The 26,108-nt window shown below is 70.2% G+C and carries 29 protein-coding genes and 1 tRNA gene; 7 read left to right on the top strand and 23 right to left on the bottom strand.

Going from position 1 to position 26,108, the window contains the following annotated elements:
• Positions 1 to 51 precede the first annotated feature (51 nt).
• From AC3A46_RS03505 to AC3A46_RS03485, 5 genes are all read right to left on the bottom strand, one after another.
• Positions 52 to 216, bottom strand: coding sequence for a hypothetical protein (locus AC3A46_RS03505; RefSeq protein ID WP_487663824.1), 165 nt, complete (start codon positions 214 to 216; stop codon positions 52 to 54).
• Between the two features lie 315 nt (positions 217 to 531).
• Positions 532 to 1,041 carry a hypothetical protein gene (locus tag AC3A46_RS03500; protein WP_487663823.1) on the bottom strand — a complete coding sequence of 170 codons (510 nt, stop codon included), beginning with the start codon at positions 1,039 to 1,041 and terminating at the stop codon, positions 532 to 534.
• Positions 1,042 to 1,051: 10 nt separating this feature from the next.
• Positions 1,052 to 1,591 (bottom strand): LysM peptidoglycan-binding domain-containing protein, encoded by a 540-nt coding sequence (locus tag AC3A46_RS03495; RefSeq protein WP_487663822.1) that lies wholly within the window; start codon positions 1,589 to 1,591, stop codon positions 1,052 to 1,054.
• A 380-nt stretch (positions 1,592 to 1,971) separates the two neighbouring features.
• Positions 1,972 to 2,100, bottom strand: coding sequence for a hypothetical protein (locus AC3A46_RS03490; protein ID WP_487663821.1), 129 nt, complete (start codon positions 2,098 to 2,100; stop codon positions 1,972 to 1,974).
• Positions 2,097 to 2,546 (bottom strand): pyridoxamine 5'-phosphate oxidase family protein, encoded by a 450-nt coding sequence (locus AC3A46_RS03485; protein WP_487663820.1) that lies wholly within the window; start codon positions 2,544 to 2,546, stop codon positions 2,097 to 2,099. The genes AC3A46_RS03490 and AC3A46_RS03485 overlap by 4 nt, the downstream gene beginning before the upstream one ends.
• Before the next feature lie 89 nt (positions 2,547 to 2,635).
• On the opposite strand from AC3A46_RS03485, the gene AC3A46_RS03480 reads away from it, so the two are divergent.
• Positions 2,636 to 3,556 carry an AEC family transporter gene (locus AC3A46_RS03480; protein WP_487663819.1) on the top strand — a complete coding sequence of 307 codons (921 nt, stop codon included), beginning with the start codon at positions 2,636 to 2,638 and terminating at the stop codon, positions 3,554 to 3,556.
• Between the two features lie 14 nt (positions 3,557 to 3,570).
• Here AC3A46_RS03480 and AC3A46_RS03475 read toward each other — a convergent pair whose 3' ends face one another.
• From AC3A46_RS03475 to AC3A46_RS03465, 3 genes are read right to left on the bottom strand one after another with little or no spacing between them, the layout of a single operon-like run.
• Positions 3,571 to 3,843, bottom strand: coding sequence for a DUF6510 family protein (locus AC3A46_RS03475; RefSeq protein ID WP_487663818.1), 273 nt, complete (start codon positions 3,841 to 3,843; stop codon positions 3,571 to 3,573).
• A complete protein-coding gene (locus tag AC3A46_RS03470; protein WP_487663817.1) occupies positions 3,840 to 4,565 on the bottom strand; it encodes a ferredoxin reductase in 726 nt (241 codons plus the stop codon). Before AC3A46_RS03470 ends, AC3A46_RS03475 begins: the two co-directional genes overlap by 4 nt.
• Positions 4,562 to 5,155, bottom strand: coding sequence for a sulfite oxidase-like oxidoreductase (locus AC3A46_RS03465; protein WP_487663816.1), 594 nt, complete (start codon positions 5,153 to 5,155; stop codon positions 4,562 to 4,564). Before AC3A46_RS03465 ends, AC3A46_RS03470 begins: the two co-directional genes overlap by 4 nt.
• Positions 5,156 to 5,335: 180 nt before the next feature.
• Between AC3A46_RS03465 and AC3A46_RS03460 the strand changes: the two genes are divergently transcribed.
• Entirely contained in the window at positions 5,336 to 5,893 is a 558-nt protein-coding gene (locus AC3A46_RS03460; RefSeq protein ID WP_487663815.1) for an HdeD family acid-resistance protein, read from the top strand.
• Between the two features lie 68 nt (positions 5,894 to 5,961).
• Here AC3A46_RS03460 and AC3A46_RS03455 read toward each other — a convergent pair whose 3' ends face one another.
• Positions 5,962 to 7,941, bottom strand: coding sequence for a S9 family peptidase (locus tag AC3A46_RS03455; protein ID WP_487663814.1), 1,980 nt, complete (start codon positions 7,939 to 7,941; stop codon positions 5,962 to 5,964).
• A 4-nt stretch (positions 7,942 to 7,945) separates the two neighbouring features.
• Positions 7,946 to 8,719 (bottom strand): SDR family oxidoreductase, encoded by a 774-nt coding sequence (locus AC3A46_RS03450; RefSeq protein WP_487663813.1) that lies wholly within the window; start codon positions 8,717 to 8,719, stop codon positions 7,946 to 7,948.
• A 42-nt stretch (positions 8,720 to 8,761) separates the two neighbouring features.
• Between AC3A46_RS03450 and AC3A46_RS03445 the strand changes: the two genes are divergently transcribed.
• The 4 genes from AC3A46_RS03445 to AC3A46_RS03430 all read left to right on the top strand — a co-directional run bounded on the left by AC3A46_RS03445 (position 8,762) and on the right by AC3A46_RS03430 (position 11,543).
• Positions 8,762 to 9,256, top strand: a complete 495-nt coding sequence (locus AC3A46_RS03445) for an NfeD family protein (protein ID WP_487663812.1) — start codon at positions 8,762 to 8,764, stop codon at positions 9,254 to 9,256.
• Positions 9,253 to 10,254, top strand: a complete 1,002-nt coding sequence (locus tag AC3A46_RS03440) for an SPFH domain-containing protein (protein ID WP_487663811.1) — start codon at positions 9,253 to 9,255, stop codon at positions 10,252 to 10,254. The genes AC3A46_RS03445 and AC3A46_RS03440 overlap by 4 nt, the downstream gene beginning before the upstream one ends.
• A complete protein-coding gene (locus AC3A46_RS03435) occupies positions 10,251 to 11,039 on the top strand; it encodes a glycerophosphodiester phosphodiesterase family protein (protein WP_487663810.1) in 789 nt (262 codons plus the stop codon). The genes AC3A46_RS03440 and AC3A46_RS03435 overlap by 4 nt, the downstream gene beginning before the upstream one ends.
• A 126-nt stretch (positions 11,040 to 11,165) precedes the next feature.
• Complete coding sequence (locus AC3A46_RS03430) at positions 11,166 to 11,543, top strand: RNA polymerase-binding protein RbpA (protein WP_487663809.1); 378 nt, start codon at positions 11,166 to 11,168, stop codon at positions 11,541 to 11,543.
• Between the two features lie 24 nt (positions 11,544 to 11,567).
• Here the strand turns inward: AC3A46_RS03430 and lnt are convergent, their stop codons facing one another.
• The 9 genes from lnt to AC3A46_RS03385 all read right to left on the bottom strand — a co-directional run bounded on the left by lnt (position 11,568) and on the right by AC3A46_RS03385 (position 21,538).
• Positions 11,568 to 13,124: an apolipoprotein N-acyltransferase gene (lnt, locus tag AC3A46_RS03425; RefSeq protein ID WP_487663808.1), complete on the bottom strand. Its 1,557-nt coding sequence runs from the start codon at positions 13,122 to 13,124 to the stop codon at positions 11,568 to 11,570.
• A 50-nt stretch (positions 13,125 to 13,174) separates the two neighbouring features.
• Positions 13,175 to 15,673 (bottom strand): DEAD/DEAH box helicase, encoded by a 2,499-nt coding sequence (locus tag AC3A46_RS03420; RefSeq protein ID WP_487663807.1) that lies wholly within the window; start codon positions 15,671 to 15,673, stop codon positions 13,175 to 13,177.
• On the bottom strand, positions 15,670 to 16,431 hold the full coding sequence (tatC, locus tag AC3A46_RS03415; RefSeq protein WP_487663892.1) for a twin-arginine translocase subunit TatC: 762 nt from the start codon (positions 16,429 to 16,431) through the stop codon (positions 15,670 to 15,672). The genes AC3A46_RS03420 and tatC overlap by 4 nt, the downstream gene beginning before the upstream one ends.
• Before the next feature lie 66 nt (positions 16,432 to 16,497).
• Positions 16,498 to 16,761: a Sec-independent protein translocase subunit TatA gene (gene tatA / locus AC3A46_RS03410; RefSeq protein ID WP_487663806.1), complete on the bottom strand. Its 264-nt coding sequence runs from the start codon at positions 16,759 to 16,761 to the stop codon at positions 16,498 to 16,500.
• Between the two features lie 70 nt (positions 16,762 to 16,831).
• Entirely contained in the window at positions 16,832 to 17,794 is a 963-nt protein-coding gene (locus tag AC3A46_RS03405) for a helix-turn-helix transcriptional regulator (RefSeq protein WP_487663805.1), read from the bottom strand.
• Entirely contained in the window at positions 17,791 to 18,786 is a 996-nt protein-coding gene (locus AC3A46_RS03400; protein WP_487663804.1) for a helix-turn-helix transcriptional regulator, read from the bottom strand. Before AC3A46_RS03400 ends, AC3A46_RS03405 begins: the two co-directional genes overlap by 4 nt.
• Before the next feature lie 44 nt (positions 18,787 to 18,830).
• On the bottom strand, positions 18,831 to 19,796 hold the full coding sequence (locus tag AC3A46_RS03395) for an FKBP-type peptidyl-prolyl cis-trans isomerase (protein ID WP_487663803.1): 966 nt from the start codon (positions 19,794 to 19,796) through the stop codon (positions 18,831 to 18,833).
• A gap of 9 nt (positions 19,797 to 19,805) precedes the next feature.
• Positions 19,806 to 20,834 (bottom strand): tRNA (adenine-N1)-methyltransferase, encoded by a 1,029-nt coding sequence (locus AC3A46_RS03390; protein ID WP_487663802.1) that lies wholly within the window; start codon positions 20,832 to 20,834, stop codon positions 19,806 to 19,808.
• The gene (locus AC3A46_RS03385; RefSeq protein WP_487663801.1) at positions 20,831 to 21,538 is read right to left on the bottom strand and encodes an HAD family hydrolase; all 708 of its coding nucleotides are present in this window, start codon (positions 21,536 to 21,538) and stop codon (positions 20,831 to 20,833) included. Before AC3A46_RS03385 ends, AC3A46_RS03390 begins: the two co-directional genes overlap by 4 nt.
• 92 nt (positions 21,539 to 21,630) lie before the next feature.
• Here AC3A46_RS03385 and AC3A46_RS03380 point away from each other — a divergent pair, with 92 nt between their 5' ends.
• On the top strand, positions 21,631 to 22,506 hold the full coding sequence (locus AC3A46_RS03380) for a PAC2 family protein (protein ID WP_045302364.1): 876 nt from the start codon (positions 21,631 to 21,633) through the stop codon (positions 22,504 to 22,506).
• 19 nt (positions 22,507 to 22,525) lie between these two features.
• On the opposite strand, the gene AC3A46_RS03375 is transcribed toward AC3A46_RS03380, so the two are convergent.
• The 4 genes from AC3A46_RS03375 to AC3A46_RS03360 form a co-directional block, all read right to left on the bottom strand.
• Positions 22,526 to 23,347: an undecaprenyl-diphosphate phosphatase gene (locus AC3A46_RS03375; RefSeq protein ID WP_487663800.1), complete on the bottom strand. Its 822-nt coding sequence runs from the start codon at positions 23,345 to 23,347 to the stop codon at positions 22,526 to 22,528.
• 57 nt (positions 23,348 to 23,404) lie between these two features.
• Positions 23,405 to 24,700, bottom strand: a complete 1,296-nt coding sequence (locus AC3A46_RS03370; protein WP_487663799.1) for a M20/M25/M40 family metallo-hydrolase — start codon at positions 24,698 to 24,700, stop codon at positions 23,405 to 23,407.
• A gap of 58 nt (positions 24,701 to 24,758) precedes the next feature.
• Positions 24,759 to 24,843, bottom strand: a tRNA-Leu gene (locus AC3A46_RS03365).
• A gap of 81 nt (positions 24,844 to 24,924) precedes the next feature.
• Positions 24,925 to 26,013: a VIT1/CCC1 transporter family protein gene (locus AC3A46_RS03360; protein WP_487663798.1), complete on the bottom strand. Its 1,089-nt coding sequence runs from the start codon at positions 26,011 to 26,013 to the stop codon at positions 24,925 to 24,927.
• Between the last annotated feature and the right edge of the window lie 95 nt (positions 26,014 to 26,108).

Below are 26,108 nucleotides of genomic sequence, written 5' to 3'. Positions count from 1 at the left end.
GACGTCCACGCGAAGCTCGCTGGCCCCGCATTCGACCTGTGCTCACGGGAGCTACAGCTCGATGACGACGTCGGCGTGCCGATTGCCGCCGCACTGTTCGGTGCCGTCGATGCGTACCCAGTCGAGGTCGAGGATGCTCTCCTGGACGATCGCCCCGGCGGCGTCAGAGACGCGGTATCCCATCAGCGCGGGGAGTCGAGCAGTGTTGCGGTCCACCCAGCGATGCTGTCGCCTTCGAGGCCGAATATCCCGGTTGCGAGAGGTGTCGCCGTGGATCCGACCTCGACTGGTTCCTCGACAGGCCCCGGTGTGCAATCCTCCCCGCTGCAGAGCTCAAGGCTCAGCCCGGCTGTGGGTGCTGACAGCTGGATCGATGCGGCGCTGCTGTACCCGATCGCGGGGCACGCGAACGGGATCGGAAACGATGTGCAGCCAGTGAGCGCGAGAATCAGTGCGGCCGCGACGATCGAAGAGGCGAGGCGTCGCATGGAGCCCAGTCTCGGGCCGATCGGGCCTCGCGCGAGGAGATCGTTATGAGCCTGCGACTTCGCCTGCGCTCACGCCCGTCCGTTCGGACACGCGCTCGCGCCGGCTACGGAGACGGAAGGCCACCCAGCGCGCGAACGCGGTGCACCCGCCGCAGACCGCGGCGAAGAACAGCGCGAGAAGCTGGATCGGCTCGGCGAGCGGCGCTCCAGCCGCTGCAGCCAACGCGACCACGGCGGCCGCAACGAAACCGAGCAGGCCGAACGCGACCACGTGAACCCAGCGACGGCGAACCCTGCGCAGCGCCCACCCGAGCAGCCACGCGAACGGCGCGCCAAGCCAGGTGAGGGCCAATGCGATGACGGCGTAGACGACGGCCGTGTAGGCGAGGAGGGGGTACACCCCGGTGTCACGGAACGTGTCCGGATATCTGATGGAGCCGTATGCCAGGGAGAGAACCATGAACGTCACCCAGACCGTCAGCGTGTGGAGCGTGACGTCACGGAATGTGAATGGCGTCGCGTCTGGGGAGGTGGCGGGAGGTGCCATCGTCATACAGGCAGTGCTACGGGCGCAGGACGAGAACGTCGCCTGGTTGGATCACCTTCGAGCCGAAGCGGTCGTTGTACGCGCCGACCGTGACGTAGTCGACGCAGAATCGCTCGCCGATGGCGATCAGCGAGTCACCGGGCGCGACAGTGTACGTCTCGATCAGGCCGTCAGCGGTGTACCCAACCTCGCCGGACGCGGACGCCGTCACGCCCATATCGGTCAGCTCTCCCGCCAGTCTCGCGCTGGGGTCGTGCGCGCCGTAGGGGTGGATCGCTGCGTTCGTTGCACAGTCGCCGGGACCCTCCGCCGAGAACCAGGTCCCGTTGCCCGCAGAGATCAGGGGTTCCTTCTCAGAGGCAACGACATCCTCCTCCGCGGCAACGACATCGTCAGCTTGCGCCGCAGATGCGGGCTCGGCTTCACCACCCGGGCTGAACAGTGCCAACTCTGACAACGCGCCCGTGGCTGTCGCGACGGCTGGTGCGGCGACAGCGACGAGTCCGGCGATGACGAGCACGGAGATCCCAGCAGCAATCTTCGCGGCGCGGTCCATGCGGACGACGTTAGTGGACTGCGTGTTCCATAACCAGGACGCCGGAACCTGCGGGAGTAGCCACCGACGAGCGGGCTCGTTCGACGCCAAACAAAGGAGGTCGAGGGGAGAGGTCAATTCGCATCAGACGCGAAGATGTCGTCTGGAGTTGACATAATGTGCATTATCGGCGCAACGGAGAAGGCGCGCGAACGGAACCCCTTCCGGGCCCCCGCGCCAGAAGGGGTTCCCAGAAGGGGTCCACCACCGAAGTTCGCCCACGCGCTCCTGCCCGCGCGCTGAATCGCCGCGCAGACGAGTCAGTGTCAACCGGATGACTTTCCCTGATCGTGTTACACCGCTGTAGTTCCGTCAGGCACCGGGGGTCGCAGCATCCGTCGTCATCCGGCGGATTCGCGGATGAACAGCGTCTGCGCGACGATCATCCGCTCGATCTGCTTCGGGTCGACCGATTCGTCGGACGCATGGATGCGCGCCAGCGCCGTGTCCTCAAAGGCGGCCACGGTCACACGACCCAGTCGCCGTCCCGCATGAGCACGCGGCCCGCCAGTTCGTTCGACTCGCGCCACGCCTGGATCCGGGTCGGCCGCAGCACGAGGAACACGTAGCCGGCGAGCCCGCGCGGGTCCCAGTCCGCCTGCGCCGCGTAGGCCTCGCCGAGCGGTGCGTCGTCGTCCACGCCCGCCGACCGCTCGAGCACGACGTCGATCATCGCGACGTCACGCGTCGGACCGACCGCCAGTCGCGCGACCCCGGACGCACCGAGGTTGCGCGCCGTCACCGATCCGCCCTCCAGCGCGATGACCGCCCGGTCCTCGATCCACGCGAGCGACAGCGGCACGAGATGCGGTGCCGCCTCCGCCGATGCCGTCGCCACCCAGACGTCGGCCGCCGGAGCCGTCAGCGCCGTGAGCAGATCGGCCTTGCGGGTCACGCGGTCACGGGGTTCAGGCATCCGTTTCTCCCTTGGTGTCGGCGGGGGTCAGTCTGTCAGAGGGTGACGCGCGATTCGCTCCCCAGGGAACGATTTCCTAGGCTCGAAGCATGCTGGAATCGCTCACCGGGTTCGTCGTCGTGGGCGTGGCGATCCTCGTGGGCTGGATCCTCGGGCGCATCGATCTGCTCGGCGAGCACGCGCGGCCCGTGCTCGCGCGCCTGACCTTCTTCGTGCTCTCGCCGTTCCTGCTGTTCGTCGTCCTCGCGCAGGCCGACGTCCATACCCTGTTCTCGGCGCTCCTGCCGGTGTCGGCGATCGCGGCCGTGGCGGTCATCCTCGTCTACGCGGTCATCGCCCGTCTCCTCTGGCGGCGCTCCGCCGGCGAGACGGTGATCGGCGCCCTGAGCGCAGGTCAGGTCAACTCGAACAACATCGGCATCCCGCTGTCGCTGTACCTCCTCGGCAGCGCGGCGTACCCGGCGCCGGTCATCCTCATGCAGCTGCTGGTGTTCACCCCGATCACTATGGCGATCCTGGATGCTGTCACCACCGCCCGCGCATCGCTCTGGCGCGCGGTGGCCCGGGTGGCGACCAACCCGATCGTGGTCGGGTCCGTGCTGGGCACACTCGTGTCGGTACTGGACATCGACCTGCCCCCCGTCGTGATGGAGCCGGCGATGCTCATCGCGAACGCGTGCGTGCCGATCCTCCTGATCGCGTACGGCATCTCGCTGCACGGGCAGCGCGTGCTGGGATCGTCGGGGCGCCGGCGCGACATCGTTCTCGCCACGACCCTGAAGCTCGTCGCGATGCCCGTGATCGCGTGGGCGGTCGCCGAGTTCGTGTTCGGCCTCTCGCCGCAGGACGTGCTCATCGTCACGGTGCTCGCCGCGCTGCCCACGGCGCAGAACGTCTTCAACTACTCGCAGCGCTACGACGTCGGCGAGACGATCTCGCGCGACACCGTGTTCCTCACGACGATCGGCTGTGTCCCGGTGCTGATCCTCGTCACACTGCTGCTCGGCTGACCCGTCTCACCGGGTTAGGGCCGCGCGATCTCGTGCAGCATCCCCAGCACGAGCCGCACCTCGTCCCCGTCGCGCAGCACGGTGAAGAGCGTGTGGGTGCACGAGCGGCAGCGGACGATCGCCGCCGTCTCGTCGATCTCGACGACGGCCTCCGCAAGCGGTGCGGCGTCGCCGCATCCGCCGCACACGCCGACCAGCGCGGTGACGTCGGCGCCGAACACATCCCACAGCATCCCCGCCGCGGCGTTGCCGTCGACGACGCTCGCGGCGTTCGCGGCACGCATCATGCACCTCCGAAGCGTTCAGTCCTGATCCGGGCGGGCTCATGGCCCAACCCGACGAGCGCGTCGGCGACGTGCTCGACGAACCCCGTGGGTCCGCACACGTACACGATCGGCTCCTGCGACGGCTCCCAGGTCGCCGCGCGCAGTGCGTCGTCGTCCAGCCTCCCGACCGGATCCTTCCAGCCGTCGGGCGCCGCGCGGGTGTACCGCCACGTGACCCCCACTCCCCCGTCTTTGGCCAGCTGCTGGAGGTCATCGCGATATATCGCGTCTCTCGCCGTCCGGACGGAGTAGAGCAGCCGGAGGGATGCTGCCGCCCCGGCATCCGTCGCAGCCCGCACCATCGCCATCAGCGGCACGATTCCCGACCCCCCGGCGATGAGCTGCACGGGCGCCTCTCCCCCGGGTCGCCACACGAAATAGCCTCCGAGGGGGCCCTTGACCTCGAGCTCGTCGCCCGGGAGCACATCCTCCACGAGGTACGGCGACACCTCACCCTCGGGGATCTCGTCGACCGCCAGTTCGATCGTCTCGGCGGCACCGTATGAGCCGAGCGAGTACGACCGCACCGCCTGGTAGCCGTCCTCAGCGGTGAGCCGGATGTCGACGTGCTGGCCCGCGATGTTTCCGGGCCAGCCGGTCACCTCGAGCCGCAGGATGCGCGCCGACGGTGTCGCGGGAAGGACCTCGGCGACGCGGCCCGGCCGCCAGCCTCCGACCGTCACCAATACCGCTCCTCGGTCCAGGGGTCGCCGTGCATGTTGTAGCCGTTCTGCTCCCAGAACCCGGGCTCGTCGTCCTGCATGAGGGTGAGTCCGCGCACCCACTTCGCGCTCTTCCAGAAGTACAGGTGCGGCACGAGCAGCCGCGCCGGACCGCCGTGCTCGGGGTCGAGCGGCTCGCCCTCGAACTCGAAAGCGACCCACGCCTTCCCGCCCAGCAGATCCTCCATGGGCACGTTGGTCGTATAGCCGCCGTAGGAGTGCGCCATGGCGAATTCGGCATCGGTGTCGACCGTGTCGAGCAGCGTGTCGAGCGACACGCCGCGCCAGGACGTGCCCAGCTTCGACCACCGCGTCACGCAGTGGATGTCGGTGTCGACGTCCTCGATCGGCAGGGCCATGAACTCGTCCCACGTCCACGAGACCGCGTCGCCTGCTTCGGTGCGGATGCCGAAGCGCCAGTCCACCTGCTCGATGCGCGGCGTCGGACCGGCCGAGAGCACCGGAAAATCCTCCGTCAGGTACTGCCCGGGCGGAAGCCGTGGATCGCTCTCGCGGCGACGCGCTCCGAACCCTCTCGACACGACGGCCATCGAAACCCTCCTCCTGCACGCCGCACCGGACGCGCACGGTCACGCACGCTCACGCTAGCGCGGTGCGGCCCATCGGGGCGATGGGCATCGGGCAACACACGTTCACGGTCGCTTGCATGTTCGATGTGGGGTCTAAGCTTTAGCCGCACCACGTACAGGGAACTCTCAGAAAGGCCCCCCATGTCCACTGCATCCGAAGCCGAGAAGTCGGCCGTCAACGGAATCCGCACGGCGCTCGGCGTCGGCGGCGTCCTCGCCATCATCGTCGGCATCCTGATCCTGGTCTGGCCGGGCAAGACCGCTGCGGTCGTCACGGCGATCATCGCGATCTATGCGATCGCCGCCGGCCTGGTCTACGCCGGTCTCGGGATCTTCTCGAAGACCAAGGGCGGCTGGGCCCGCGTCGGCCACATCGCGCTCGGCATCCTGTTCATCATCGCCGGCGTCGTGGCCCTCTTCAACCTGGGTCAGACCACCGCGTGGCTCGCGCTGTTCCTCGGCATCCTCATCGGAATCATGTGGATCGTCGAAGGCATCGTCGCGCTGTCGACGCTCGGCGACGCGTCGTCGAAGGGCTGGTCGATCTTCTTCGCCATCCTGAGCATCATCGCCGGTATCGTCGTGCTCTTCGCGCCGGTCTGGGGTGTCGCGATCCTCTGGTGGATCCTCGGCATCTCGCTGGTCGTGCTCGGCATCATCAACGTCGTCCGCGCCTTCACCTTCAAGGGCGACATCTGATCCGCGCCTGAAACGTCGTCGGCCCCGGGAGCGCAAGCTCCCGGGGCCGACTCGTGTCTGTGATCGGATCAGCCGACCGGCAGATGCCGGTTCCACCAGTCCAGCACCGCGTCGAAGCGCTGGACGCGGTGCCGCGGCTGACCGGCGCGCGTGAGCTCGTGGTTCTCGCCGGGGAACACCAGCAGTTCGGCCTCGGTCCCCTGGCGCTTGAGCGCCGAGTAGTACCGCGTCGCCTGCTCGAGCGGGCAGCGGAAGTCGAGCTCCGAGTGCATGACCAGTGTCGGCGTCGTCACCTGGCCGACGACGGCCATCGGGCTCTGGCGCGCGATGTCCTCCACCGAGACGCCGACGTATTCGTCACCGAAGAACGAGCCGATGTCGCTCGTGCCCTGGAACGAGAGCGGCTCGAGGAAGCCGCGCTCGACGATCGCGCCGGCGAAGCGGTGGTCGTGCGCGATGACCCACGCCGTGAGGTAGCCGCCGTACGAGCCGCCCTGCACGCCGACCCGCTCTCCGTCCAGGCGCGCGTCGTCCGCGATCGCCCCCTCGAGGAAGTCGATGACGTCGGCGAAGTCGACCGTGCCCATCTGCTGGCGGATGCTGCGCCCGTGCGCCCTTCCGTACCCCGCGGATCCGCGGGGGTTGGAGTAGACGACCGCGTATCCCGCATCGACGAGCACCTGCGTCTCGTCGAACAGGTGCACCCCGTACGACGCGAAGGGCCCGCCGTGGATCTGCAGGATGACCGGGAACGGTCCCTCGCCCTCCGGCGTCGCGACCCATCCGTGCACCGGGTAGCCGTCGCGCCCGGTGACCGTCAGCTCCCGCGGGAGGGCGATTCCGGATGCTGCGGCGCGAGCCCCGAACGCGGTCAGCGTGCGCGCGGCGCCGTCTTCGATGAGCACGAGCTCGCCGAACGAGTCGGGCTGCGACACGGCGGCCACGATGCGGCCGCCGCCGGTGGCGTGGCCGCCGACCTCGACGTCTCCGCCGAGGAGCTCGGTGACCCCGCTGTCGCGCGTGACCCGCAGCAGTCGCACGCGGCCGCGTGCGGCATCCTGCACGAGGAAGCCGTCGCCGTCCACCCGCAGGTGCCCCTCGCCGAGGTTCAGCGCGTCGGCATCGGTGACGCGACGCGCACCGCCGTCCTCGAGAAGCCACAGTCCGACGCCGGGGGCGATGAAGTCCACGCCGTCGCCGACCTCGTGCGCCAGGAGGGCGATCGTGCCGTCAGGGGCGACGACCGCTTCGTAGATCGCGATGCCGGTGTCGGTTCCCAGCACCTCACGCTGCCCGGAACCGTCCACCGCGAGGGCGATGAGGCGGTCGCGCAGATCGCGGCGGTCGGACTCGATCTCGTCGGGAACGGTGAGGATCTCGCGTCCGTCGACCGTGAAGACGACCCTGCCGTGGGATGCCGTGCCCTCCGTGAGCTGGCGCGCCTCCGCGGCGACCAGCGTCTTCTTGGGCGGCGTCTCGTCATCGGGGCGCACCGCCGATGCCGGCTTGTAGAACGGCTCGGCGTCCACCGCGGGCGCGGCGATCACGAAGATGTGGGCGGGCCGGTCGCCGATGTAGCCGAGGCCGTTCGCGTGCCACCGCACACCGGTGATGTGCCGTGGTGCCTCGGCCGCAGCATCCAATCCCTCCACGCTGCCGTAGCGGCCCTTCTCGGGCACGCGCGCGACGAACGCGATGGTCGCACCGTCCGGCGACCAGGCGAAGTCCTCGACGCCCAGCACCGCGTCGGTCGCCTGCACCGGCTCGCCACCGACCGCGGCGACCACATGCACCTGCGGCTTGCCCTTGGCGTCGCCGCGCACGAACGCGATGTGCGTGGCGTCGGGTGAGAGCTGGGGGGCGCCGTCGGCGGTGCCGCGTGTGAGGCGGCGCGGCGTGCCGTCGGGCAGATCGACGCGCCACACCTGTCCGACGTTGCGGTTGGCGGCGATGTCGGGGCGCGAGGTCGCGAAGACGGCGAACGAGCCGTCGCCGGCGATCTCGGGACGCCCGACCGAGACGAGGGTCTCGATGTCGTTCGCCTTCATCGGGTCACTCCGTCTCGAACGACGAGACGTCGCCGACGAGACGGGTGTTGTCCGCCGGCACCGGCTCGAGCGCGGCCTGCGCGACCTCGGCCGCGAACTCCGACACGTTGTAGAGCTTGCCCGCATCCTCGCGGCGGGCGGCGATCGCGCCCGGGTTGGCCCGCTCGAGCAGCGTGGCCGTGATGGTGCCCTCGATCATGTCTCCCGAGACGACGACGAACTCGACACCGCGCTCGGTGAGCGCGGGGATGCGCTCGCGCAGGGCGTCCTCGCCGGCGCGCTTGGAGAGCGCGACCGGCTCGTACTCGGGCATCGTCGGGGTGGTGCGGATGAAGTGCGCCTGGTGGCTCGTGACGAAGACGACGCGCGAGCCGTCGCCGAGCAGGGGCAGGGCGGTCTCGAGCACGTTCACCTGGGCGTCGCGGTTGAGCAGGAGCGCGTAGTCCTCGGCCATGCCGGACTCCATGCCGCCCGACGCGTTGAGCACGAGGATGTCGAGCGAGCCGAACGTGTTCGCGACCTCGTCGAACATCGCCTGGACGGATGCGGGGTCGGTGAGGTCGGCGCCGACCACGAGCACCTGGACGCCCAGCTCGCGCAGCTCGCCGGCGAGCTTCTCGGCGCGCGGAGCCTTGTTGCGGAAGTTGATGACGACGTTCGCCCCGGCCTGTGCGAGGTAGCGGGCCGTGTCGGCGCCGATGCCGCGGGACGAGCCCGTCACGAGGGCGGTCTTGCCGCTCAGCGAGCTCTCGGGAAGCGGGGTCAGTGTCTCAGTCACGTGTAGACCCTACCTGCTAGGTTCGGACTGAGGAGGCGCACCGTGGAGCTCATCGAGGTCGTCGAACAGTGGGCATGGATCGGCTGGCTCGTGCTGATTCTCGTGTTCCTCGTGATCGAGATGCTGACTCTCGACTTCACGTTCCTGATGCTGAGCATCGGCAGCCTCGCCGGCCTCGTCACCGATCTGCTCGGCGCTCCGATCTGGCTGCAGGTGATCATCGCCGCCGGCGTCGCCGCCGCCCTCGTGCTCCTGCTGCGCCCGCCCCTGCTGCGGCGATTGCGCCGCGGCGAGGACCCGACGCCGTCGAACGTCGACGCTCTCATCGGCCTGGGCGGCACGGTCGTCTCGTCGGTCGGCGCGCACCGCGGCCAGGTCAAGCTCGCCAACGGCGACGTGTGGACCGCGCGCACCGAGGCCGGAGACCTCGAGCCCGGCACGCGGGTGCGCGTCAGCCGCATCGAGGGCGCGACGGCGGTCGTCCGCTCCGACTCCCCTGCCCCCCTCGCCCCCGCACCGGAGGACCCGCTCGCATGAACGACTTCACCTCGGCCATCCCGACGGCGATCGGGTGGATCCTCGCGATCGCGGTCTTCATCTTCGTGCTGGTCGTGATCTTCCGCTCCATCCGGATCATCCCGCAGGCCAGCGCGGGGATCGTCGAGCGCCTGGGGCGCTATCACAAGACGCTCAGCCCCGGTCTGAACCTTCTGGTTCCGTTCATCGATCGGCTGCGCCCGCTCATGGACATGCGGGAGCAGGTCGTCTCGTTCCCGCCGCAGCCGGTGATCACCGAAGACAACCTCGTGGTGTCCATCGACACGGTCGTGTACTTCCAGGTCACCGATGCCCGCGCGGCGACGTACGAGATCGCCAACTACCTCAGCGCGGTGGAGCAGCTGACCACCACCACTCTGCGCAACGTGGTCGGCGGGCTCAACCTCGAGGAGGCGCTGACCAGTCGCGACAACATCAACGGCCAGCTGCGCGTCGTGCTCGACGAGGCGACCGGCAAGTGGGGCCTGCGCGTGTCGCGCGTCGAGCTCAAGGCCATCGACCCGCCGCACTCGATCCAGGACTCGATGGAGAAGCAGATGCGCGCCGAGCGCGAGCGCCGCGCGACGATCCTCACCGCGGAGGGGTCGAAGCAGTCGCAGATCCTCGAGGCCGAGGGCCGGCGGCAGGCCGAGATCCTCAAGGCCGAGGGCGACAAGCAGGCTGCCGTGCTCCGCGCGCAGGGCGAGGCCGAGGCCATCCAGACCGTCTTCGACGCCATCCACTCCGGCAACCCCGACGACAAGCTGCTGGCCTACCAGTACCTCCAGACGCTGCCGAAGATCGCCGACAGCGCGTCGAGCAAGCTCTGGATCATCCCGAGCGAGTTCACGGAAGCGCTGAAGGGTCTCACCGGCTCCTTCGCCGGTGTGATGACGGATGCTGCAGCCAAGGGTCGTGCCCCTGCCGCGGGCGGCTCGGCCACCGGCGGTCCCGCGATCGGCGGTGCGCCGCCCGCGGTCACCCCGCCCACCCCGTGACCCACCCCTGGTTCGAGGGAGTCGCGACGCCGCGCGTCCTCGCGCACCGGGGCCTTGTGACGCCCGATGCGGCGCGCGGCGGCATCGTCGAGAACTCCTTCGCCGCGGTCGCCGCGGCGCACTCGGCCGGAGCGGACTACGTCGAGTCGGACTGCCACCGCACCGCCGACGGCGTCGTCGTCCTGTTCCACGACGACGACCTGTCGCGCGTCACCGGCGACCCGCGCAGGATCGCCGACGTGACGGTGCGCGAGCTCGAGCATCTGATGGCCGCCCGGGGCGGGCTCATCACGCTCGCACAGGCCCTGCACTCCTTCCCGGCCATGAGGTTCAACCTCGACGTGAAGGCGGCGGATGCCGCGACCGCTATCGGCACCGCGATCGCGCCGTTCGCCGACCGGGTGCTGGTGACGAGCTTCTCCGACGAACGGCGGCGCGCCGCGCTGGGCGCGGCTCGGGCCGCGGGCGAGACGTCGGGGCGCAGCATCCGTCCCGCCACCTCCGGTGGCCGCGGCACCATCGGACGCGTGCTGGCCGCCGTGTCGGCGCGCTCGGATCGGCTGGTCGCGCGGGCTCTGGCCGGCGTCGACGCACTCCAGGTCCCCGAGCGGCAGGGCCGCCTGCGCATCGTCACACCGCGGCTCATCGAGGCGGCGCACCGGCATGGCGTCGAAGTGCACGTCTGGACGGTGAACAGCCCCGACGACATGGTCCGGCTGGTCGAGATGGGTGTCGACGGCATCGTCACCGACCGCGCGGACGTCGCGCTCGCCGCTCTCGCCTAACATGGGGTGGTAACGGTCCGCATCTCCCCCTGTGCATTCACCGTGAAAGGTCGATGAACAGGGGTCCTTCGGATGATCCGCTCAGGTCACTTCGTTATACCTGTACAGCGACGAGAGGACCACAAAATGGCAGACCGCAGTCTGCGCGGCATCCGACTCGGCGCCCAGAGCCTACAGAGCGAAGAGGGCGTCGTGTTCCATGAGCGCGCACAGCACATCTACTCGTGCACGTCGTGTGGACGTGACACGACTTTGACCTTCGCGGCCGACGCCGAGGTTCCGCCCGCCTGGGAGTGCCGCACGTGCGGTGCCGAGGCGCTGCTGCGGATGGGCGAGGGCACCGCGACCGTCGACCACTCCGGCGACAAGACGCCTCGCAGCCACTGGGACATGCTCCTGGAGCGCCGCACCATCCCCGAGCTCGAAGAGCTGCTCGAGGAGCGCCTCGCTTACGTCCGCGCCCGCCGCGGCGCCGGCGCGACGGTCGACAAGCTCAGCGCCTGACCCGCGCTTCGCGCGACGCCGGCCCTACGGGGCCGGCGTTTTCGCGTTCCCTCCGGAGCGGCGTCGCACCACGATGCCGAGCCCGGCGAGCACGATGACGCTGCCCCAGGACACGAGCGCATTCAGCCACGACCCGATGACGACCGCGGGCGTGAGACCCGTCCGCAGAGGCACGTCGGTGAGCATGTGTCCCGGTTCATCGGCCGGGAGTCCGTCGATCGTGGATCCGTCCGGCGCGATGACCTGACTCGTGCCCACCGTCGACAGGTTGACGACGGAGCGCCCGGTCTCGATCGCGCGCAGCCGCGCGACCGCGAGCTGCTGCAGGTTCTCGTCGGTGCCACGGAAGTCGGCGTTGTTGGTCTGGAAGAGGTAGACGCGCGCGCCCTCGCGCGCGCCCTCCCACACGAGCGCGTCGTAGATGACGTCGAAGCAGATGGCGAGCCCGACGAAGGTGCCGTCGACGTCGAACACCGGCGGCGTCGTGCCAGGCGTGTAGTCACGGCCGATCATCCCGATGAGGTCGGGGGCGATCGACGCGTAGAACTGCCGATCGGGCACGTACTCGCCGAAAGGCACCGGGTTGCGCTTGTCGTACGTCTGCTCGATGCCGGTGCCCTCGCGCCAGAGGAACGACATGTTGAAGTACTCGTCGCCGCGCTTGTCGATGCGGTTGGCGATCAGCGGCGCGCCCACCTGCCTGGCCACGCGGTCGAGGGCGGCCGCGACGACGGGTGACGCGTCGGGATCGACGTCGACGCTGCCCTCCGGCCACAGCACGACGTCGACGTCCTCGGCGCCGAACAGCGGCCTCGTGGCCTCGTACTGGGATTCGAGGATGTCTCCGGCCTCTCGCTCGTCGAAGTAGCCGGCGGGGCCGTTGCCCTGCACGCTGGCGACGCGCATCGAGCCCGCGGGGGTCGTCGCCCACGCGGGGACGACCACGAGCGCGGTGGCGACGAGGGCGAGCACCGCGACCGGGAGGAGGGGACGGATGCCGCCACCCCGCGCCCGCCGCGGAGATCTGACGAGTTCCACCGCGGCGGCGACGAGCGCGACGATGAGGAAGGTGAGTCCGGCGGTGCCGGTCCACGAGACCACCTCGGCGAATGGGCCGTTCACCTGGGAGGTGCCGACGCGCCCCCACGGGAATCCGCCGTACGGGAAACCGCCGATCACCGCTTCTTTCGCGGTCCACAGCCCCGCGACGAGCACCGCTGACAGCAGGATCCGCCCGCGCCGGGGAACGACCTGCGGCACCCAGCGATAGGCCAGCGAGATGAGCACGGCGCCGCCCGCGACGAACAGCGATTCGAGGACCGAGAGCGCGAGCCACGGAAGCGGACCCACCCACTCGGCGGTGAAGTCGACGTTGAGCAGATAGAACGCGAGACCGTAGGCGAGCCCTGTCAGGAACGCTCCGCCCACCCGGCGCCCGATGAGCGTCACGAGCGCCAGCGCGACCGACACGAAGGCCATCGGCCACCACGCGACCGAGGGGAAAGCCAGGTCGAACAGCACCCCGGCCAGCACCGAGAGGGGAACCGCCGCCCACAGCGGGAGGATCGGGCGAGGTGGCACGGGATCAGCCTAGGCGAGCGGAACGGCGATCCTTCGCCGCGTCGGCGCCGCTAGACGCCCGAGTACGCGACGATGCCGCGGCGCACGGCATCCAGCGCCTTGCGAGCCGTGCCGGCGATCGGCTGATCGGCGACGATCGACAGCTGGTCGAGCAGGTCGATGGTCTGCTTCGACCAGCGCACGAAGTCGCCGGCGGCCATGTCGGCCTCGATCAGCACGCGGTCGAGCATGCCGCCGCGTGCCCAGGTGTGCATAGCCTGCGCGAGACCGGCCGAGACCGGCTCGGTGCCGGGCAGCCGGTGCTCCTGCTCGAGGTCGTCGAGCTCCTGCCACAGCGACAGCGTCGCCTCGAACGCCGCACGGAACGCGCCGCGCGGCAGTCCCCGCTCCCCCGGGCCGCCGTCGTCGCGCCTCGGCTCGTACACGAGCGAGCACGCCAGCGCCGCAAGGGAGGCGGCATCGAGGTCCTTCCAGATGCCGCGCCGCAGCGACTCCGCGACGAGGAGGTCCCGCTCGCCGTAGATGCGGCGCATCGTGCGGCCTGCGGGAGTCAGCGCCGTCGCGCCGTCTGTGTCGATCGACACGTACTCGAGCGCGCCGAGCACGTCGACGACGCGGTCGAAGATGCGCGCGACGGTGCCGGTGCGGGTCTCGATCTGGCGGCGCAGCTTGTCGATCTCGCGCTTGAGCTTCCAGTACCGCTCGGCCCACCGCGCGTGGTGCTCGCGGTCGGGGCACTGATGGCACGGATGCCGCTGCATCTGCTTGCGCAGCGTCGCGATGTGGCGCAGCCGCTCGTCGCGCGTGCGCCGCGACGCGTTGGCGTCCTTGCGGTTGAGCTTCTCGACATCGCTCAGCTCACGGCGGATGCGCGAATACTCGGCGAAGTCGCCGCGATCGCACGTCATCGCCTTCGCATAGCCGGCGAGCGACCCCTCCTGCTCCTTGACCTGCCGGGCGAGCCCGACGACGGCACGGTCGGCCTGGAACTGGGCGAAAGACGACTCGAGGATCTCGCGTGCCTTGGCCCGGCCGAACTGATCGATGAGATTGACCGCCATGTTGTACGTCGGCCGGAAGCTCGAGTTGAGCGGGTAGGTGCGACGCGAGGCGAGGGCTGCCACCGCCTGCGGGTCGAGGCCCTCCGTCCACTGGATGACCGCGTGGCCTTCGACGTCGATGCCGCGGCGGCCGGCACGGCCGGTGAGCTGGGTGTACTCCCCCGACGTGATGGCGACACGGGCTTCGCCGTTGAACTTCTCGAGCTTCTCGAGCACGACGGTGCGCGCGGGCATGTTGATGCCGAGCGCGAGCGTCTCGGTGGCGAAGACGACCTTCACGAGCTTGCGCTGGAAGAGCTCCTCGACGACCTCCTTGAACGCCGGCAGAAGCCCCGCGTGGTGCGAGGCCACACCGCGCTCCAGGTTGTCGCGCCAGTCCCAGAACCCCAGCACGGCGAGGTCCTCCTCGAGGAGGGTGCGCGTGCGCTCCTCGATCACCGCGCGGATCTCGCGGCGCTCCTCCTGCGAGGTCAGCCGCACACCGGCGCGGCGCACCTGCTGCACCGCGGCGTCGCAGCCGGCTCTGCTGAAGATGAAGAAGATGGCCGGCAGCAGGTTGGCGCGCGAGAGCAGCTCGACGACGTCCGGCCGGTCGAGGCGCTCGATCCGCTGCACGTTCGCGGACCGCACCGGCCGCTTGCCGCCGCGGTTCGGACGGCGACGGGATGCCTCGTACCCCGCCTGCCGCGCACTGTTCGACGCCTGCACCCGGTGGTTGCGCTCGAAGTTCTGGCCCTTGAAGGAGCGGATGCGCATGAGCTCCTGGTTGACCTGGGCCGTCGCGATGCCGGCGCGGTCGTCGAAGAGCGGCAGCAGGTCGCCGCGCACGAGCACGTGCTGCTCGAGGGGTACCGGGCGGGTCTCCGAGACGATGACTTCGGTGTCGCCGCGCACGGTGTCGAGCCAGTCGCCGAACTCCTCGGCGTTCGAGACGGTTGCCGACAGCGAGATCAGCCGCACGCTGGGTGCGAGGTGGATGATGACCTCCTCCCACACGGCGCCGCGGAAGCGGTCGGCGAGGTAGTGCACCTCGTCCATGACCACATAGCGGAGTCCGCGCAGCGCCGGGGAGTCGGCGTACAGCATGTTGCGCAGCACCTCGGTCGTCATGACGACGATGCGCGCGTTGCCGTTGATGTTGGTGTCGCCGGTGAGGAGTCCGACCTCGCCCTCGCCGTAGACCTCCTGGAGCTCGCGGAACTTCTGGTTCGACAGCGCCTTCATCGGCGTGGTGTAGAACGCCTTGTCGCCGGGCTCGCGCATCGCGAGATGCACCGCGAACTCGCCGACGATCGTCTTGCCGGCACCGGTGGGCGCGGCCACCAGGACGCTGCGGCCTTCCTCGAGGGCGCGGCATCCTTCGATCTGGAAGGGGTCGAGCGTGAATCGCTGGGACGCGGCGAAGTCGGCCGTGATCGGGTGCGTCCGGTCCAGGCGCGCCGACGCGCTCGCTCGTGCGTAGCGTTCGGCGGGAGCGGGCTCGCTCACGAGACCTCGGGCGGAAGCAGCCCCGCGGCGCGGTCTCGCTTGGCCCGGCTGCGGTCGAACAGCATCGACAGCCCGGCTGCCCCGATGAAGAGCACGATCAGGATGCCCGCCAGCATCAGCATGCTCACGACATCGGCGGCCGGCGTGGCGAGGGCGGCGAACGCGGTCGCGACGATGACCGCGACTCTCCAGCCCTTGAGGATCGCCCGGCCCGAGATGATCCCCGCCAGGTTGAGCGCGACGAGGAAGACGGGCAGGACGAACGAGACGCCGATGACGATCATCAGCTTGAACACGAAGTCGTAGTACTCCGCGGCCGCGTAGAAGTTCACGGCGCCATCGGGGGTGAATCCCCACATCAGCTCGATGACATGCGGCACGATCAGCAGCCCGACATAGCAGCCGATGAAGAACAGCGGCACCGCGGCGGCGACGAAGCCGACCGTGTACTTGATCTCCTTGCGGGTCAGCCCCGGCATGATGAATGCCCAGACCTGCCACAGCCAGACCGGCGCCGACAGGAACAAGCCGATGGAGAACGCGATCCGCATGCGCAGATCGAAGGCGGAGGTGACGGTGCCGAAGTTCAGCGCCGAGAAATCGTCGCCTCGCTCTTCGGCGATGACGCGGATCGGTTCGGTGATCCAGTGGATGATCGGGTCGGTGATGACGAAAGCCACCACCATACCTGCGAGCAGCCCGATCGCCGCGATGACAAGACGCCTGCGCAGCTCGAGGAGATGCGCGCCGAGCGACATCCGTTTGTCACGCTTCGGCAGCTCCGGTCCGTCAACGGAAGCGGAGCCGGTTGCGGCCACCATCCGCTACGACTTTTGATCGCGGGAGCCGTCAGTGGTGCCGGGGGCAGCGGGGGTCGTCGTATCGGCGACGGGTGCGTCCGCCACGTTCGCGGTGGTCGATGCCTCCGCGGCCTTGTCGTCGTCCTTCATCGCCTTCATCTCGCCCTTGAACACGCGAGCCGACTGGCCCATGCTCTTCGCGAGTGCCGGCAGCTTCGCCGCGCCGAACAGCAGAAGGATGACGACGAGCAGGATGATCAGGTGCCAGCCGTTCAGATTGCCGAACATGAGGTGCTCCGTCGTTCGCTTCAGCGGGGATGCCGCAAGTCTAATATGCCCGCGAGGCCGTCGCCCCTCGTCACCGGTATTGCGCCAAGCCCGCGTCGGCCCAATCGGCGACGGCGCGGCGCGCGGCCGCGGGCTCGAACACCTCCACAAGGCCGCCGCGGCGCGCCGCCAGGCGTCGGAGGCTGAGCTCGTCGGCGACGCGCATAGTCGCGACCGTGACGCCGTCGGCGGTCTCGAGTGCCGCGCGGTCGAGGTAATCGCCGACGAGCGGCGCGACATCCTCGGCGAAGCGGATGCGCGCGACCACGTCCCCCGCGTCGGTGTCGAACCAGTCCGGGGCCTGTTCGCCCGCGTGCGTGCTCGGGATGCCGGTCAGCTCGAGGTCGCTGACGCGGTCGAGGTGGAACGTGCGCATCGCCTCACGGAGGTGGCACCAGCCCTGCAGGTACCACTGCCCGCTCGCGATGTGCACCTTCACCGGGTCGACGGTACGCGTCGTGGGCGCCGCGTCCGGCGCCTTGTAGGTGAACGAGACGGCCACTCCGCGCCGCAGCGCGTCGGACACGAGGTCGCGCACGGCGTCGACGGGCTCCGTGGCGAGGATCACCTCGGCCGGGATCCCCGAGGCCCCCCGCGCGAGCTTGGCGAGCAGCCCCGCGTACAGCGCGGTGTCGCCCACTCCGGGGATCGACCGTGCCAGCTGGAGACCCGCGAGAAGGGCGGCGGCCTCGCGTGCCGTGAGCTTGGGCGCCCGCTCGAGCCCGACGGAGTTCGTGATGACGATGAGGTCGCGCTGGTCGAGCAGGTCCCAGTCGATGTCGAACAGGTCGTTCGCCATCTGCCAGTACCCGCGGTCGCCGGGCAGCCCGATCACGGTGAGCTTCTCGACCATCGAGCGCATCTGCTCGGCCGAGACGTCGAACTCGTCGGCCGCCTCGGCGAGCGAGACCTCGCCCTTGCCGATCAGGTACGGCACGAGCTGGAGCATGAGGGCCGCGCGATCGGTTGCGACGAGCTGGCGGCGGTCGCTCATGAGTCCCCCCCGTGGAGGTCGCGGGTCGCCGCGAGCCGGTCGATGACGCGATCCCGCAGGTCCGCAGGCGCGACGACCCGCACTTCGGGTCCGTAGGAGGCGAGCTCGTCGGCGAAGATGTGCACGTCGACGTACGGCACGCGGATCCCCTGCTCGGCCGGCTGCGCCCGGCGTGCGAGGCGAAGCGCCGCCTCTGTGCCGGGGTTCACCTCCAGCAGCGCCGAGTTGCGCGCGGCGACCGCGTCGAGGCCCGCGAGCGCACGGTCGCCGGCGCCTTCGCGCAGCGCCGGGTCGAAGGATGCCCGAGTGACGGCGACGGGCCCGACGATGCGGGCGAGGAGGAACGTGCGGTCCTCGCGGACGTCGAGGTCGATGCCGAACACGTGCCACCGACCCTCGTATTCGACGAGGGCGAGCGGCTGCACCCGCCGGGTGCGGGGTGCGGTCTCCCCCGGCTTGAGATAGGGGAAGGTGACGACGCGGCTCGACTCGATCGCCTGCTGCAGCGCCGGGAACGCGGGATCGCGCAGGCTCAGGCGCGGCGAGAACCCGATGATCGGCTCGTCGACCAGGTCGCCGAGGGCGCGGATCTTTCGCAGGCCGCTGCGGGCATCATCCGACAGGGAGCTCTCGCTCCACACCCCGCCGGCGAGGGTCAGCAGCGCCAGCTCGGCCGGCGTGAACTCGATGTCCTCCGGCAGCTCGTACTCGGCGCTCGGCACGCGGTACCGCGCCTCGCGGAGATCGTCCGGGTCTGCCCAGTCGCCGATCGTCTCGATCGGAACCCCGAGGCCCCGCAGCGACTCCTTGTCGCGCTCGAACATCTTCTCGAGCGCGTCCTTGGACGCGCCCGCCTCGCTCTGCTCGCGGTAGCCCGCGACCGAGGTCAGGATGGTGTCCTTCGTGAGACCCTGATCGGTCGCGATGAGCGCCACCACGAGGTTCACGAGACGCTCCTCGGGCGGGATCTTCGCGGCGGCAGTGGCAGGCACCCGCCTATCCTATGGCCGCCCGCGCCGGCGTCGTCGAACCCCCGCTACTGCGCAGGCACCGCGTCGAGGCCGAGGATGTCGATCACGAAGACCAGGGTCGAGCCGGCCGGGATGCTGCCCTGCGCCTGGTCGCCGTAGCCCTGCTCGGGCGGCACGACGACCATCACCTGGGAGCCGACGGTCTGCCCCTCGAGCGCCTGCGCGAACCCGGGCACCACGCCGTCGAGCGTGAGCGATGCCGGCTCGCCGTCCCACGTCGAGTCGAAGGGCTCGTTCTCGCCCCAGACCACGCCGGTGTAGTGGACGCGCACCGGCTGGTCTCCGGTGACCTTCTCACCGTCGCCCTTCTTGAGCGTCTGGATCGTCACGTCGCCCGGCGCGGCACCGTCGGGAATGATGAGGCCCGGGCGCCCATCGGGCGCACGCACGACGCTGGGCAGCCCGAAGCCGCTGTTGAACTGGTTCTGGCCGTCGGCGGCCGCGAGGTACACCTTGCGGAGGTCGATGACCGCGACGAGGGCGTCTCCGTCCTCGAGCCCGGCCTGTTCGGCGACGCCGTCGGCGAGGTCGTCGGACGACAGCGCGACAGCGACGCGCGAACCCTCGGTGGCGCAGTGCAGAGCGTCCTCGAAGCCCGGGAAGTTGGCGAACTGCGCGACCGAGCCCACCCGTGACATGTCGCCGTCGTACGGGGTCGCGGCGAGCTGCTCACCGGTCGTGCCGCTGAACAGCGCCACATCGAGCACGAGCGGCTGGTTGACCGAGGTGACGGCGGTGCCCTCACCCGTCACCACGTCCTCGTAGGCGAGCTCCGGAGCCTTCACGGGCGTGTACAGGTCGACCTTCGGCTCCTCCGCGGCGTCGCCCGTGACGGTGATGAGGTCCATCACGTCGGGGTTCGACACCTCAGGACGCGAGCACTCTGACGCGGACGCGCCGGGCAGCGAGCATCCGGCCAGGCCGACGGTCACGAGTCCCAGGACAACCAGGGCAACGGGGATCTTGCGCACCGGGCTAGTTTAGGCGGACTCGCCGGGCGCGTCGGACCGTCCGGACGCCTGGCGAGCGCCCTCGGCGGCACGCTCGGCCTCCCGGACGCGCTTGCGCAGGTTCTTGTCGGTGATCTGACGATCGCCGACGGCGCCGGGCGTCCACAGCTCCACGTCCTCGTCGCCGTAGCTCGACTTCGACGCGCGGCGCTTCACCTCGGGCGGGATGGCGCCGGGAGCGAGCCGGCGCGCCCACACGAGGAAGCCGGTGTGCGCGACCATGCGGTGGTCGGGGCGCACGGCGAGGCCCTCGACGTGCCAGCCCCGCACCATGGTCTCGTTCGCATCGGGCTCGGTGAACAGCCCCGTCGCGCGGATGTACTCCGCGACGCGGCTGAGCTGGGTCGCCGTCGCGACGTAGCAGACCACGACGCCGCCCGGCGTGAGCGCCTCGGCCACGGCGTCGATGCACTCCCAGGGTGCGAGCATGTCGAGCACGACACGATCGACGGATGCCTCGGCCACCGTGTCGGTGAGCTCTTCGGCGAGGTCGCCCACGACCACGTCCCAGTTCGCCGGCACATGCCCGGTGAAGGTCTCGACATTCGCCCGCGCGACCGCGGCGAAGTCGTCGCGGCGCTCGAAGGAGACGAGCCGGCCCTCGCTGCCGATCGCGCGGAGGAGCCAGAGCGAGAGCGCTCCCGAGCCCACGCCGGCCTCGACGACCGTGGCACCGGGGAAGATGTCGGCCTCGGCGAGGATCTGCGCGGCGTCCTTCGGGTACACGATGGCCGCGCCGCGCGGCATCGACATCACGAAGTCCCGCAGCAGCGGGCGCAGCGCCAGGTACTCGTGCCCGCCGCTGTTCGCGACGACGGACCCGTCGGGCTGCCCCACCAGCTGCGAGTGGCGCAGCACTCCGTGATGGGTGTGCAGCTCGCCGCCCTCGCGCAGCGTGATGGTGTGCAGGCGGCCCTTGGGCCCCGTGAGCTGCACGCGGTCGCCGAGGCGGAAGGGGCCGCTCGGGCGCTCGCCGGCGAGTTCCTGGTCGTCGGTCATCGGGAGGTCTCCTCGGCGGGGTGCGGGGCGTGGACGCGGGCGCGGTGCGCGGCGTGGAACTCGGCGACGTCGACGGCCGTGCGGCCTTCGAGGCTCTCCCAGAGCGTGTGCGCGCCGGCGCCGGTGAGCGACACCATGAGCGGCACGCCGATGACCGATGCGCCCGAGGCGACGGCGGAGCGCAGCCCGTTGGGCGAGTCCTCGATGGCGACCACCTCGTCGGGCGTGACGCCGAGCGCCTCGCACGCCTGCAGATAGGGATCGGGGAAGGGCTTCGGCCTCGTGGCGTCATCGCCCGCGACGACGATGTCGAACGCGTCGAAGTCGATGAGGTCGACGACCGTCTGCGCCATGCGGCGCATCGACATCGTCACGAGTCCGGTCTTGACGCCGGCCTCGCGCAGGCTCGCGAGCAGTTCGCGGGCGCCGGGGCGGAAAGGGACGCCCGTGGCGGACAGCTGACGCATGACGTCCTCGGTGAGGTGGTCGATGATCGCGTCGGTGCTCATGCGCACGCCGGTGCCCTGCAGGATACGGGCGGAGTCCTCGAGGCCGAGGCCGACCAGTCCGAGCGCCTGCTCGTGGGACCACGTCCCGCCGTAGCTCTCGATGAGGGGCGTCTCCGCCGCCATCCAGTACGGCTCGGTGTCGACGAGGGTGCCGTCCATGTCCCACAGGACGGCGGCGAGTCGGGGCGCGTTCACCGTGCAATCCTACCGAGGGGTCTCCGGCCCTCCGTGGGGGCGGGGGCATATCCTGGAAGGAACCCGCAGCGGATGCGGGCGAAGGGGGTCTCGTGGACGGATTGGGTCGTCGTGTTCTCGTCGCAGCGTTCGACGGCTGGAACGACGCGGGCGAAGCCGCGTCTTCCGCGATCACGCAGCTGCGCGAAGGCGGCTCCTACGAGACGGTGTTCTCGGTCGATCCCGAGCTCTACTTCGACTACCAGTACACGCGTCCGCACATCGCCGCGGACGGCGACGGCCGTCGCACGCTCCGCTGGCCCGAGGCCACGCTGCTGCGCCCCGCACAGGCGACGCGCGGCACCCAGCTGTGGCTGCTGACCGGCGTGGAGCCCGCCCGCGCGTGGCAGGCGTTCTCGTCGGAGTTCATCGACATCGCTCTCCGCGAGGACATCACCGGGTTCGTCGCCATCGGCTCGATGATGTCGGACGTGCCGCACACGCGGCCCATCTCGGTCTTCTCCGGCAGCGACAACGAGAACCTGCGCACGGCGCTCGAGCTCGAGCGCAGCACCTACGAGGGCCCTGTCGGCATCCTCAGCGTCCTCGGCGACGCCGCCGAGCGCGCCGGGATCCCGACCGCGAGCCTGTGGGCGAGCGTGCCGCACTACGTCGCGGGGCACACGCCGTCGCCGAAGGCGACCCTGGCGCTCCTCGACCGGCTCGAGGACCTCACCGGCGCTCCTGTCCCCCGCGGCGATCTCGCCACGGAGGCGGCGGCATGGGAGGCATCCATCGACGCGGCCGCGGCCGACGACGAGGAGATGACCGAGTACATCCACCAGCTCGAGCGCACGCGCGACACGTGGGACTCCCCCGAGGCCTCGGGCGACGCGATCGCACAGGAGTTCGAGCGGTACCTGCGCCGCACCGACGGCAAGCCGGGCGACGGGCCGAGCAAGCCCGGTCGCGACGACCCGCGCCGCTGAGCGGCATCCGTCCCCCGCGTCAGGGGTTGATGACGCCCATGCTCAGCAGCACCAGCAGGAGTGAGCCGACCGCGACGCGGTAGACCACGAACGGCAGGAAGCTGTGCTTGGAGATCCAGCTCATGAAGAACGCGATCACGCCGAGCGCGACGACGAATGCGACGGCCGTCGCCACCGCGGTCTCGCCGAGGGTGAACACGCCAGGCTCGCCGAGGCTCTTGAACAGCTGGAAGAACCCGCTGCCGAAGACGGCCGGGATCGCGAGCAGGAACGCGTAGCGCGCCGCGGCCGCCCGCTCGTAGCCCATGAAGAGGCCGGCGGTGATGGTTCCGCCGGACCGCGAAACGCCCGGGATCAGGGCGAGCGACTGCGCGAAGCCGTAGATCACGCCGTGGCCGACCGTGATCTCCTGCAGCTTGCGCTTCTTGGCGCCGACGTGGTCGGCGATGCCGAGCAGCACGCCGAAGAAGATCAGCATGCCGGCGGTGATCCAGAGCGATCGCAGCACGGTCTCGATCTGGTCCTGGAACAGCAGGCCGAGCACCACGATCGGGATCGAGCCGACGATGATGAGCCAGCCGAGCTTCGCGTCGGGGTCGTTGCGCGGGATGCGGCCGAACAGCGCCCGGAACCAGTGCCCGATGATCCGCACGATGTCGCGCCAGAAGAACACCACGACGGCCGCCTCGGTGCCGATCTGCGTGATCGCGGTGAACGCGGCGCCCGGATCCTGTGCCGACGGCAGGAACTCGCCGAGGATGCGCAGGTGCGCGCTCGACGAGATCGGCAGGAATTCGGTCAGTCCCTGGACGAAGCCGAGGATGATCGCTTCGAGAAGCATGGGCGCCTTTCAGCCGTGCAGTGACGGATGCCGGGGGGCGAGGCATCCGCCGACGAATCAGTAGGTGCGGAGCAGATCGGTGAGGACAGTCTGGCCGAAGACCAGGGCATCGATGGGCACGCGCTCGTCGACGCCGTGGAACATGCCTGTGAAGTCGAGGTCCGCCGGAAGGCGCAGCGGCGCGAAGCCGTAACCGGCGATGCCGAGCGTCGCGAGTGCCTTGTTGTCCGTCCCGCCGCCCATCAGGTACGGCACGACGGGTGCGCCCGGGTCGTGGCGGCCGAGCGCCGCCACCATCGCGTCGACGAGGTCGCCCGAGAACGGGACCTCGAGGCCGATGTCCTGGTGGACGATCTCGACCTCCACGCCGTCGCCGACGATGCGGCGGATGTCGGCGAGAGTCGCGTCCTCGGTGCCGGGGAGGGTCCGGACGTCGATGAGCGCCTCGGCCCGGTCGGGGATCACGTTGTGCTTGTAGCCCGCCGCAAGACCGGTCGGGTTGGTGGTGGTGCGCAGCGTCGAGCGGAGGAATCCGGATGCTGCGCCGGTGGCTGCTGCGACGGCGTCGGGGTCGCCCGCGGACCGGCCGGTGAGCTCCGCGAGTCGCTCGCTCATCTCGCGCGAGGTGTCGGTGAGCGTCACGGGCCACGCGGTGCGCCCGAGCGTCGCGACGGCCTCGGCGAGCCTCGTCACGGCGTTCTCGTCGTGCAGCTTGGACCCGTGGGCGGCGCGGCCGCGCGCGACGAGGCGGATCCAGATGAGCGCCTTCTCCCCCACCTGGAGCAGGTACGCGTGGCGGTCGCCGATGGGGATGGAGTAGCCGCCGACCTCGCTGATCGCCTCGGTGGCGCCGTCGAACCACTCGGGGCGGTTCTCGACCACGAGCGCGGATCCCTCGACGCCCCCGTTCTCCTCATCGGCGAAGAACGCCAGGACGAGATCGCGCTCGGGCTGCTCGCCGGCACGGAGGATGTCGGCGACCGACGTCAGGATCATGGCGTCCATGTCCTTCATGTCGACGGCGCCGCGGCCCCACAGCATCCCGTCCTTCACGACGCCCGCGAAGGGGTCGACGCTCCAGTCCTCGGCGATCGCCGGGACCACGTCGAGGTGGCCATGGAGCACGAGCGCGGGCTTGTCGCGGTTGCGGCCGGGAACCCTCGCCATCACGTTGGTGCGGCGCGGGAGGGGCTCATAGAACTCGGGCTTCAGGCCCAGCGTCTCGAGGTAGGCGCCGACGTACTCCGCGGCCTCCCGCTCGCCGGCGGCGCGGCCGCCGCCGTGGTTCGTCGTGTCGAAGCGGATGAGATCGCGCGCGATCGCGGCGACTTCGGGGAGTTCGGCTTCGGGCATGCGGACAAACCTATCCTCTCGACGAAAGAAGGCCCCCTTTCGGGGGCCTTCTTCACTGTGCGCGAGGGGGGACTTGAACCCCCACGCCCTATACGGGCACTAGCACCTCAAGCTAGCGCGTCTACCTATTCCGCCACCCGCGCAGGTGGTTTTCGGTTTCGCAACCGAGGAATGACATTACCACGTCACCGGAGGTTCAACGAATCGACGGACGCCCGGGCGCGTCATCCCATCGAAACGCCGAACAGCAGGCCGAGGACGTACGTCACCGCGGCGGCGCCGAAGCCGATCGCGAGCTGGCGCAGTGCGCGCTTGAGCGGCGGTGCGCCCGACAGCAGGCCCACCGCGGCACCGGTCGACATCAGCGCGATCCCGACCAGCACGAGCGCCACGACGACGGCGGTGAGGCCGGACAGGCCGAAGATCCACGGCAGCACGGGGATGATCGCGCCGGACGCGAAGAACAGGAAGCTCGACAGCGCCGCGGCCCAGGCGCTTCCCACGACCTCTTCGTGGTCGGCGACCGAGATCGGGCCGGTGTCGGCGCGTCCCTGACCCAGCGCGTGGGCGGCCTCGACGACGCGGCGGGCGCGCGCGGACGCCTCCGCCTCCGGCATCCCGCGGGTCCGGTAGACGAGTGCCAGCTCGTTGGCGTCGATGTCGAGGTGCGGGATCGCGCCGTCGGCGTAGTCGCTCGGCTCGGTCGCCGCCAGCAGCTCCCGCTGGGAGCGGACCGACACGAACTCCCCCGCGCCCATCGACAGAGCGCCGGCGAGCAGGCCCGCGATGCCGCTGAAGAGCACGAACTGGCTCGACACCCCGGTGGCGCCGATGCCCATGACGAGCGCGAGGTTCGAGACGAGGCCGTCGTTCGCGCCGAAGACCGCCGCGCGGAACGTGCCCGACAGGCGACGGCGTCCGCGGGCGGCGAGCCCGCGCACGACCTCGTGGTGGATCCGCTCGTCCGCCGCCATCGTCGACGTCGCGAACGGCTCGTCGTCGTAGGGTGAGCGGGCCTCGGCGTTCTGGGCGAGGGCCAGCACGAAGATCGAACCGAAACGCCTGGCCATCCAGCCGAGCAGGCGGGTGCGGACGTCTGCCTGCGGCAGTCGTGCCGGCTCGCTGCCCAGCAGCTGCAGCCAGTGCGCCTCATGGCGCCCCTCGGCCTCGGCCAGCGCCAGGAGGATCTCGCGCTCCTCCCCCGTGCGGCGTCCGGCGAGCTCGCGGTAGACGTGCGCCTCTGCGCGCTCGTTGACGAGATACCGCGCCCAGCGGCGTCGATCGCGGTCGGTCGGTGCGGCGGGCGTGCTCACTCGGTCCTCCAGTCAGGGGTGCGGGACCCGTCAACGCTAGCCACGACCCGAGGCACCGCAGGCCCGAAACCGACGATTGCCAGCATTTCGGGGTT

The sequence above is a fragment of the Microbacterium sp. Soil_C_42 genome (assembly GCF_057656735.1).
This window is presented reverse-complemented; position numbering and strand designations above follow the sequence as displayed.

Coding starts and splice junctions, on each gene's coding strand:
- AC3A46_RS03500 (WP_487663823.1), bottom strand. CDS start 1,041: ATGACGATGGCACCTCCCGCCACCTCCCCAGACGCGACGCCATTCACA.
- AC3A46_RS03495 (WP_487663822.1), bottom strand. CDS start 1,591: ATGGACCGCGCCGCGAAGATTGCTGCTGGGATCTCCGTGCTCGTCATC.
- AC3A46_RS03485 (WP_487663820.1), bottom strand. CDS start 2,546: ATGCCTGAACCCCGTGACCGCGTGACCCGCAAGGCCGATCTGCTCACG.
- AC3A46_RS03480 (WP_487663819.1), top strand. CDS start 2,636: ATGCTGGAATCGCTCACCGGGTTCGTCGTCGTGGGCGTGGCGATCCTC.
- AC3A46_RS03475 (WP_487663818.1), bottom strand. CDS start 3,843: ATGATGCGTGCCGCGAACGCCGCGAGCGTCGTCGACGGCAACGCCGCG.
- AC3A46_RS03465 (WP_487663816.1), bottom strand. CDS start 5,155: ATGGCCGTCGTGTCGAGAGGGTTCGGAGCGCGTCGCCGCGAGAGCGAT.
- AC3A46_RS03460 (WP_487663815.1), top strand. CDS start 5,336: ATGTCCACTGCATCCGAAGCCGAGAAGTCGGCCGTCAACGGAATCCGC.
- AC3A46_RS03455 (WP_487663814.1), bottom strand. CDS start 7,941: ATGAAGGCGAACGACATCGAGACCCTCGTCTCGGTCGGGCGTCCCGAG.
- AC3A46_RS03440 (WP_487663811.1), top strand. CDS start 9,253: ATGAACGACTTCACCTCGGCCATCCCGACGGCGATCGGGTGGATCCTC.
- AC3A46_RS03430 (WP_487663809.1), top strand. CDS start 11,166: ATGGCAGACCGCAGTCTGCGCGGCATCCGACTCGGCGCCCAGAGCCTA.
- tatC (WP_487663892.1), bottom strand. CDS start 16,431: ATGTCGCTCGGCGCGCATCTCCTCGAGCTGCGCAGGCGTCTTGTCATC.
- tatA (WP_487663806.1), bottom strand. CDS start 16,761: ATGTTCGGCAATCTGAACGGCTGGCACCTGATCATCCTGCTCGTCGTC.
- AC3A46_RS03405 (WP_487663805.1), bottom strand. CDS start 17,794: ATGAGCGACCGCCGCCAGCTCGTCGCAACCGATCGCGCGGCCCTCATG.
- AC3A46_RS03390 (WP_487663802.1), bottom strand. CDS start 20,834: ATGACCGACGACCAGGAACTCGCCGGCGAGCGCCCGAGCGGCCCCTTC.
- AC3A46_RS03375 (WP_487663800.1), bottom strand. CDS start 23,347: ATGCTTCTCGAAGCGATCATCCTCGGCTTCGTCCAGGGACTGACCGAA.
- AC3A46_RS03370 (WP_487663799.1), bottom strand. CDS start 24,700: ATGCCCGAAGCCGAACTCCCCGAAGTCGCCGCGATCGCGCGCGATCTC.